An 8751-nucleotide genomic window follows, 5' to 3' on the forward strand; every position below is an offset into this window, starting at 1 on the left:
CGTTAGCGAAGCACCGAAGCGATAGCGTAGTGCGGAATGCCCCGACCCTTGCGTCAGCAAGGGGCACGCCCAAAAAATTAAGCTCTCTTAAAATAACATAAAAACTTTTTACTGCTACTCTGATGAATTTTTTGCACTGTTTGAAATTAAAACATCCTTTCCATATACCAACTTTCCACTCTTCAAAGCTTCTTCAATCAAATTTTTTTCTAAATCTTGGATAAGCTTCTCACGCCTTTGGCTAATGATGAGCTCTTTTACCGTTTTTTCTACTAACTCCATCGGCGTAGTTGCGTTAGCATCTTTCTTGTCATAGACATATAAGAGGTAAACGTAATTCTCATCCTGCTGTTCATACAACTTATTGACTTGGATATCCTTAGGGTCTATGTCAGGCTTGGGAAATTCTCTTGCGATATTATCCCAATAGTGCCAAGAGGAGTCTCTGGTCGTACGTTGAGCCTTTGAAAGCATAATCTGATGCAACTTATCGCGGTCCTTTGGATTTTTGGATGCTAGCCATTTTTTTACATTCGGAATGTCGCGTTCTTTTTTAGGGAGCTTCAAAAAAGTACATTGTATTACCGTTTGTTTAAGCTCAAAATCTTGGGGATGGTCTTGATAGTATTTAATCATGCTTTCACGACTGACCACAGTGTCTAATTTTTGGTACAAAAACTCTCTTTGATAGTGATGTGCTAACAAGTCATTTTTGTAGTCCTCTACTTGGTATTGAATTTTTTGCTCAATATTCGGAATGTTTTCTAAGGCTTTTTGTGCAATTAACGTCTTGGTGACCCATTTTTGAATGAAATGCATAGCATATTTGATACTGTCCTGTTTGGATAGTCCCTTAGGCAGATAAGTAATTAAGTCCTGCCTAAGCAGTTTTTTTTCTCCAATTTGGGCTAAAACTGTGTTATCTATCCTAGGCTTTTTTTTGAACCAACTGCAACCGATTAAAAACACTGCTAAAAGTACAAAGCAGCAAAAGCTTCTCATTTACGCAAAAATAGTCAATAACTCTGTAACAGAAATGCCCTAAACTCTAACTCATCTTTGATAATAAAGTTTGAGCAATGTGTCTTCTTGAGTTAGTTCTTTGTAAAAGGTGGCATAATTTATAGCTTCATTCCACTCTCGGTTTTTTAACCTACTTTCAAAAAGCAGTTTAATCGCATCCTTAGCTTGGTAAGTGATGTAAGGCTCTGTATCTTGGTGCGTTAAGTATCGAACACAGGTTTCTCTGAACAGTCTTTCTAAATTTTTATCCTTTATCACGGATAAAAACTTAGCTTGTAAAACGGGATTGAAAGGGACATATTCAGGCTTAATTTTACACTGCATTTGAGAAAGATAAGCATGTGCCGATGCTGTGTCTTTGTCTTTTGTTAAACTTTTTATCAGTTCTAAGTACATTTTGCGGTAATAGTCTGCATGCTCAATAGCTAACTCTTCTATCCACACTTTTCTACTATCAAAACCTGAGCATACAAATTTTGTGTCTATAAACTGTTTGAGTTTATCTTTGTCTGCTGTTGCTACATGAGTGGTGTTTTTATGTGTGGTTAGCTTGTATGCCATGCCTTGTAGTTGAAGATAAGGCTCAAGATTAAAAAAATGTTTATTGCGTTCAAATCCGATTGTGGCTGAAAAGTATATAGGGCGTTTATCAAAATTATGCTTAATAATTTGATACGCAAAGTATTCAGATTTATACAGATAGCCAAACTCTCCTTTTTCTGCTTCCTTAATAGGCAGTTCCCATTCAATGGTGTCTTTATTCAGACTTATTAGTAAAACAGGTTCGTTTTTGAGGTAGTTGTAGGTCATATTTTCGGCGAGGTATTTTTCATCAGGTATGGGAATGTTCAAAGTATCTGCGTCATTAGTTTTGATATGTTTCAAGTGCCAAATATAATGGTCAATACCGAGCAAGGTAAGGTTGACTACGCGTACATCTGTACGAATTTTCTCTACTTCCTGTGCGTACCACAGTGTAAAAGTGTCATTATCGCCATCTGTAAATAAAATAGCATTTTTTTCACAAGAATTCAAAATATTTTTGGCTATATCTAGGGCAAAGTATCGCCCTTTGCGATTGTGGTCATCAAAGTTTTGAGATAGTAAAATGAAAGGACAAAAAAGAATAATCACCCAAATTAAGTATTTAAATCCAACTTTTTGACTTGAAACAGCATTAACTAAGTAGTGCATCCCTATGCCTATCCATATTGCGAACGCATAAAAAGAACCTATATATGAATAATCTCTCTCACGTGCTTGATTAGGAGTTTGGTTAAGATAAATTACTATGGCTATACCTGTCATAAAAAATAGAGCTAAAATTACATACCGATAAGGTTTAAAGTCTGATATTCTCAACGTTGTCCATAAACCTATAATTCCAAGTAGTAACGGTATACCAAAGTAATGATTTTTACCCTTATTTGTAGGAAATTCCACTACGGTTTTTGTGTCCCAAAGTCCGCTTTCCCAATATGCATTTTGAATATCTGAACTTTTACCCAAAAAGTTGAACAGTAAGTATCTAAAATACATCCACCCTACTTGATAACCTGCAAAAAAAGTCCAACGACTAGTAAAATCATCATAAGTTAGCCAATGTAAAGGATTATCACTATATCTGCGAGGAAAAAATACAGGTTTGCTATACTTAGGTACATAATTGATATCTACCGCAATGTATTTGTGTTTTTTCTTATCGGGATAGTAAATAGAATCGGCTTTTACGTAGGAAATTTTAATATCTTTTTCTTTGTTGCCATGACTGTCATAAGAATCTGCCCAAAAAAGTGGTTCATGTCCGTATTGATCGCGTCTAAGGTAGTAAATAAGTGTAGTTAAATTTTCAGGATTTCCTTCATCAATGTTAGGATTTTTCAAGGATCGCAAAACCATTACGGCATACACACTGTAACCTATCAAAATGAATAAAAAGGACAGCAAGCTTATTTTTAAGTATTTCCATTTCTTAATTTCAGCCAGTATTAAGCTGATACTGCTCATCAATACAATAGCACCTATTAGTAGCCACAGTCCTGAAAAAAATGGCATTTGATATTGATTGACTAAAAAAATGTCTAACTTCAAAGCAACCGTAGGAAGGTACTGAATAATTCCAAATTGAATCATAACTAAAATGACGCACCCTATTCCGAAAGAAAGTAATATTCCATAGAATTTGACGTTGTATTTTTTTACATAAAACAGGATAGATAAAGCAGGTATAACTAACAAGTTCAATAGATGTGCTCCAATTGCCAAACCTACTAAGTAAGCTACAAACAATAACCATTTATCTGCATATTCGGTACTATCGTGATACCATTTGAGCATAGCCCAAAAAGACACAGCAGTCAGCAGTGTGCTAAAAGCGTAGACTTCTGTTTCTGTGGCATTAAACCAAAAAGAATCAGTAAAAGCAAAACTCAAAGCAGCTATTACGCTGACAACGGTTGCATTAGGTGAATTTTGAGGTAGTATTTTTTTTAATGTCCAAAATAAAAAAAGCACAGTCAAGCTAGAATAGAGCGCGCTGCTAAGATTAAGGCAGTAGGCTACCCATTCAGGTTGTCCGAAAGCAAAAAAAGAGAATATTCTTTCTAAAAGCAAAAACAGCGGTGCGCCAGGCGGATGGGGATTTTGTAATCTATACGCACAAGCTATAAATTCTCCGCAGTCCCAAAAACTTAATGTTCTTTCTGCTGTATAGGCGTATACACTAAACGTAAGCACAAAAAGAAAAATTTCAGCTTTGTATTTGAGCAAATGTAGTTTCATTCTTGTGGATTAGGCAGGCAAAAATAGTGGTTACAAACATTTTAGTTTATTTGCGAACAAAAATACAATCTATATAGACTTATCCTTAATTTTGCATAGCGAGCATAGTTAAATGTACGTTCCGTTTTTCAAGCCGAATATTTCTGATAAAGTTATTGAAAATGTTACAGATGCATTAAAAAGTGGCTGGCTAACCACAGGTAAGTATACCCAAGAGTTTGAACAAGCCTTTTCTCAATATAAAAACGGTGCTTACTGTGTAGGTTTGACTTCGTGTACGGCAGCTTTACATTTAGCCATGATAGCATTAGACCTGCCCAAAGAAGCAGAAGTAATTGTTCCTACGCTCACTTTTCCAAGCACTGCAACAATGGCTTTGCATTCTGGTTTGAGGGTAGTATTTGCAGAAATTGACCCTAATACGCTTACTATATGTCCGCAGGATGTAGAACGTAAAATTACTCCAAAGACAAAGGCTATTATTGCTGTTCATCTTGCGGGAAATATGTGTGATATGCAAGCACTTACGGATATAGCCCAAAAGCATGATTTACTTTTGATTGAAGATTGCGCCCATGCTATTGAAAGCACTTATCAAGGATATACTTCAGGCACAATTGGCGATGTAGGGGCTTTCAGCTTTTATGCCACGAAAAACCTAACCACTGCAGAGGGCGGCATGTTAGTTACCAAAAATGCCGAACTTGCCTACAAAGTAAGACTACTCCGCAGCCATGGAATAGACAAAGAAATATGGAAACGCAGACAAAGCACAGCGTACCAGCAATACGATGTCCTATATCCTGGGTTTAAGTACAATATGTTTGACCTTCAAGCAGCTATGGGAATAGCCCAGCTACAAAGTTTATCGCAAAATTATCTAAAACGAAAAGCATTGTATGAAAACTATGTTAAAGCCTTTTGTGATGATAGCAGATTTGAATTAGTATCTATTCAGCCCAATAGTACGCATGCGTATCATTTGTTTATCTTGAAGCTCAATTTAGAGGTCATTCCTTATACTCGGGATATGCTCATGTTTAAGCTCAAAGAGAGGGGCATAGAAACTTCGGTTCATTTTTTTCCTGTACCTCTGTACTCTTATTACAAGCAAACTTTTGGCTACACAGAGAAAGATTTTGCTGTGAGTTATCAAACTTACTTGCGGTTAATTAGTTTGCCCCTTTATCCTGATTTGAGTGTAGAGGCGCAGCAATATGTTATTGACACTTTGAAGGCAATTTTGAGTTAGTTGGGGGATGAGTAAAAATTATTTTGTTTTTAAGTTATTTTTTTGGGCGTGTCCTTGTGGGCATTTCGCTTGCGCTCATGCCCACAAGGTCGGCGTGCTTCGGGCTAGGTGCGGAATGCCCCGACCCTTGCGTCAGCAAGGGGCACGCCCAAAAAATAAAAAATTAAAATTTAGCCTCTGCACAATTATCCTTTATGCAAAGCAAAAATGACAAAGATAACCCCAACTGCTGTACAGCAACAGTAATCAAAATGTTGCTTGAAAAACATAAAGCAATTTTTTAGTTCATGTCATACAAATACATGTTGTCTAATAGTCTTGTAGTGCCTAATCGGGCAGTAATTAACATGACGGGCTTATTTTCAGCATGAGCATGCTGCAAATTTTCTAATGTATCTGCATGAACAATATCTATGTAGTCTATTTGCGTAAAACCGAATTTTTGTATGTAATCATAGGCATGCTTTACAAGGTTATCTACATTTTTTTCGTGCTGCACCATGTTTTTGATATAAACCAAAGTTTGGTAAATACCTACTGCTTTTTGGCGTTCTACTTCATTAAGATACCTGTTTCTGCTACTCATCGCTAGCCCATCTTTTTCTCTTACCGTAGGGATAATCTCTATTTTTATGGGAAAAGAAAGATCTTTAACCATTTGCTTAATTACAGCACATTGTTGAAAATCTTTTTGTCCAAAAAAAGCCACATCAGGTAAAATGATATTAAAAAGCTTGGCTACAATCAGCATAACGCCCTCAAAATGCCCTTTTCTAAACTTGCCTTCATACTTTTGAGTTAAAGAAGGCATGCTTAGAACAATTGCCGAAGGTGTAGGGTACATCTCCTCAACCGAAGGCAAAAACAAAACATCACAATTTACTGATTTGAGCAGCGCAATGTCTTGCTCAATGGTTCTTGGATATTTATCAAAATCTTCATTAGGTCCAAACTGTGTGGGATTTACAAAAATAGAAGCTACTGTAAGTAAGTTTTTACTTTTACTTGCTTTTATTAGAGTCAAATGTCCATCATGTAGAGCGCCCATCGTGGGAACAAAGCCAATTTCATGTCCAATAATTTTTTTGACATGAAGGTAGTTCATTATCTCAGAAATACGAGTAAATATTTCCATTATATGCAAGTTTGTGTATCAAAAATAAGTTTTTTTTCGTTTAAGGCAAAAATTGCCCCATATTAAATTTGGAAATTGCAAAAAAAGTTTGTAATTTTGTAAAATCCAAATAAAAGCCTCACCTAGTCATGAAAAAACTTAAAATATTGTTTGTAACCACTGAAATATCCCCTTTTTTCAAGGTGTCAAATGTAGCGGATCTAGTCCGCAAGTTACCTCAAGGGTTACAAGATAAGGGTCATGAAATTCGAATCTTAATGCCAAGATTCGGATTGATTAGTGAGAAAAAGAATCGCTTGCATGATGTAGTACGGCTATCAGGCATAAACATCACTGTGGGCGATGAGGAAAAACCTCTTATGATAAAAGTTGCTTCTATCCCAGGTGCAAGGCTGCAAGTCTATTTTCTAGACAATGAGGACTACTTCCATCGCAAAGCGTTCCTAACGCATCCTGAAACCAACGCATGGTTTGATGACAATGATGAAAGATGCATATTCTTCTGTAAAGGTGCATTAGAAACTATTAAAAAATTAGGCTGGGCACCTGACATTATTCATTGCCACAACTTTATGACCTCTCTTATTCCGTTCTATATTAAAACTATTTACAAAGATGAACCTGTATTCAAAAACACTAAGGTAGTCTATTCCTTATACAACGAAAATATTAACTACGACTTTGAATATGGAGAAAGCTTCAAAGAAAAAGCTGCTCCTGAAATTGATCCTAAGCTACTTGAACACTTTGAAAAAGCAGATTTTCTCGGTATTACCAAAGGCGGCATAGCTTATGCCGATGCAGTAACCATAGGTACACCCAACATTAGCAAAGAACTTAGCGCGCTGATTGAAAATAAACAAAAACTAGAATACGTAGATGTAGATGATAGTTGTGTTGAAACCTATAATCAATTTTACACTTCTTTGATGAACTAACTCTCATAACACAATTTTATGATAGAGCATGCTTGGATTCATACGCCAAGCATGCTTTTCATTTTTACAGTAGTTCAATTGTAATAAAAGAAAAAAACAAGAAATCTTAAAAACTATTTGGTACATTTATGATTTCTTTTTAATTTTGGCAAACCTTAAAAGCACTTACCTTATGAAGTTAGCAAAGTTTTTAACCTTTTTTTTTATCATGAGCAGTGCCTGTATTGCTCAAATTGTAGGAGAGCAGGGGATTGGGTTCAGGGGTGGTGTTTCAGGAGCGCCCTGGGGTCCTACCTATCGCTACGTAGTCAATCACCACACTGCTATAGAGGGATTTTTAGGCTATACACCCAAAGGTACAGGTGTGTATACAGAAGGCGGAGAAGATAAACGTGGAGGTTCCTGGCTATTGGGAGTGTCTTGTCAGCCGTTTATTCACTCTGGGGATAGACACAACGGAACTAATATATACGGGGATTTGGCTATACGAGCTAGGCTACACAATCATCGTGTCATGGGTGATAATCCCAACAGAGATGGAAGCCCCATTACACCTGAACTATATTTTGGAGCGGGTGCCTTATTTGAACTTTCCGAAGATTTCGAGGTATTCATCAGCGCGGGAATGAAATACTACAATAAATCTACAACAATTTATGGAATGGCTGTAGAAGCTGCTGGAGGTTTTCGTATCCGTCTTAACTAACCAAACTTATTCGTAACTTTTTTATCTTTATTTGATTATTCTTAAAACTTTATTCATTAAAATTCAGCTATGAAAAAACTAGTTATTTTTCTTTGGGCTGTACTTTTACCAACAGGCATGCTATGGGCACAGTACGGCAATTGGAGTCCTGTAGAGTACAGCAAAATTCCTTCGCCTGTATTAAAAAAATTCAAAGAGTTGTTTCCCCATGCTGCCCATACAACTTGGGGTATGCGCTACGAAGGTAAAAATTTAATGTATCACGCCGTAGGGAACCTTAGTGAAGAAGATCACACTCATTTTAGAGTTAAGTTCAAAGAGGATGGAACAGTAGTTACGCATATATACAGAGTTGATCCAAGCACGTTGAACGATAAGATAAAGTCTGTAATAGATAAAGAGAAAGCCGCAGGGTGGGAATTAACCAAAGCTTTTCACAAAACACACAAAGGGGTAGAAATGTATAGCTTATACTTCAAGCATACCTCTGATAAAAAACACCTTCACTTAAAATTTGATAAGGAAGGAAATGAGATTGTTCGCGATCATGCCCGCAAAGAACATCCTAAAAGACATCATTTAAGACACAAATAAAGTAATTGTTGTGTTGTAAAAACTGGCTACATTTTCTTGATTTTGTATCAGCATTTACAGCACTATGATTGTAAGTGCTGATTTTTTTCAAACAAAATATATACTTTCCAAAAATTAAATACTGTTACACAAAACAGTTTGTAATTAAGTAAGTTTGCAAAAGGCTTTTGGCTTTTTGGTCAAAAGGAATTCATTTTTGCCAAGCATGTATTTTACATACTAATTAAATTTTGAAAAACAAACTGCTTATGTGAAGTTTTAGCTTCTAAGGAATTGTACTTCAAGCTTAAACAAGGTAAAGACATGATTGCACAGGTCATCT

At 36.2% G+C, this 8751-nt stretch carries 7 protein-coding genes; 4 read left to right on the top strand and 3 right to left on the bottom strand.

The window, feature by feature from the left end; translation table 11 throughout:
* Positions 1-114: 114 nt before the first annotated feature.
* Together NZ519_09170 and NZ519_09175 are read right to left on the bottom strand one after the other, a co-directional pair.
* Positions 115-1002, bottom strand: a complete 888-nt coding sequence (locus tag NZ519_09170) for a hypothetical protein (protein MCS7028923.1) — start codon at positions 1000-1002, stop codon at positions 115-117.
* A 51-nt stretch (positions 1003-1053) separates the two neighbouring features.
* The gene (locus tag NZ519_09175) at positions 1054-3759 is read right to left on the bottom strand and encodes a DUF2723 domain-containing protein (GenBank protein MCS7028924.1); all 2706 of its coding nucleotides are present in this window, start codon (positions 3757-3759) and stop codon (positions 1054-1056) included.
* A gap of 157 nt (positions 3760-3916) precedes the next feature.
* Here NZ519_09175 and NZ519_09180 point away from each other — a divergent pair, with 157 nt between their 5' ends.
* On the top strand, positions 3917-5056 hold the full coding sequence (locus tag NZ519_09180; protein MCS7028925.1) for a DegT/DnrJ/EryC1/StrS family aminotransferase: 1140 nt from the start codon (positions 3917-3919) through the stop codon (positions 5054-5056).
* 280 nt (positions 5057-5336) lie between these two features.
* Here NZ519_09180 and panC read toward each other — a convergent pair whose 3' ends face one another.
* On the bottom strand, positions 5337-6191 hold the full coding sequence (gene panC / locus NZ519_09185; GenBank protein MCS7028926.1) for a pantoate--beta-alanine ligase: 855 nt from the start codon (positions 6189-6191) through the stop codon (positions 5337-5339).
* 128 nt (positions 6192-6319) lie between these two features.
* Here panC and NZ519_09190 point away from each other — a divergent pair, with 128 nt between their 5' ends.
* From NZ519_09190 to NZ519_09200, 3 genes are all read left to right on the top strand, one after another.
* Positions 6320-7129 carry a glycogen/starch synthase gene (locus NZ519_09190; GenBank protein ID MCS7028927.1) on the top strand — a complete coding sequence of 270 codons (810 nt, stop codon included), beginning with the start codon at positions 6320-6322 and terminating at the stop codon, positions 7127-7129.
* 172 nt (positions 7130-7301) lie between these two features.
* Positions 7302-7835, top strand: coding sequence for a hypothetical protein (locus tag NZ519_09195; GenBank protein MCS7028928.1), 534 nt, complete (start codon positions 7302-7304; stop codon positions 7833-7835).
* Between the two features lie 117 nt (positions 7836-7952).
* Positions 7953-8429 (top strand): hypothetical protein, encoded by a 477-nt coding sequence (locus NZ519_09200; GenBank protein ID MCS7028929.1) that lies wholly within the window; start codon positions 7953-7955, stop codon positions 8427-8429.
* Positions 8430-8751 lie beyond the last annotated feature (322 nt).

Source organism: Bacteroidia bacterium, from assembly GCA_025056095.1.
Lineage (GTDB): Bacteria > Bacteroidota > Bacteroidia > JANWVE01 > JANWVE01 > JANWVE01.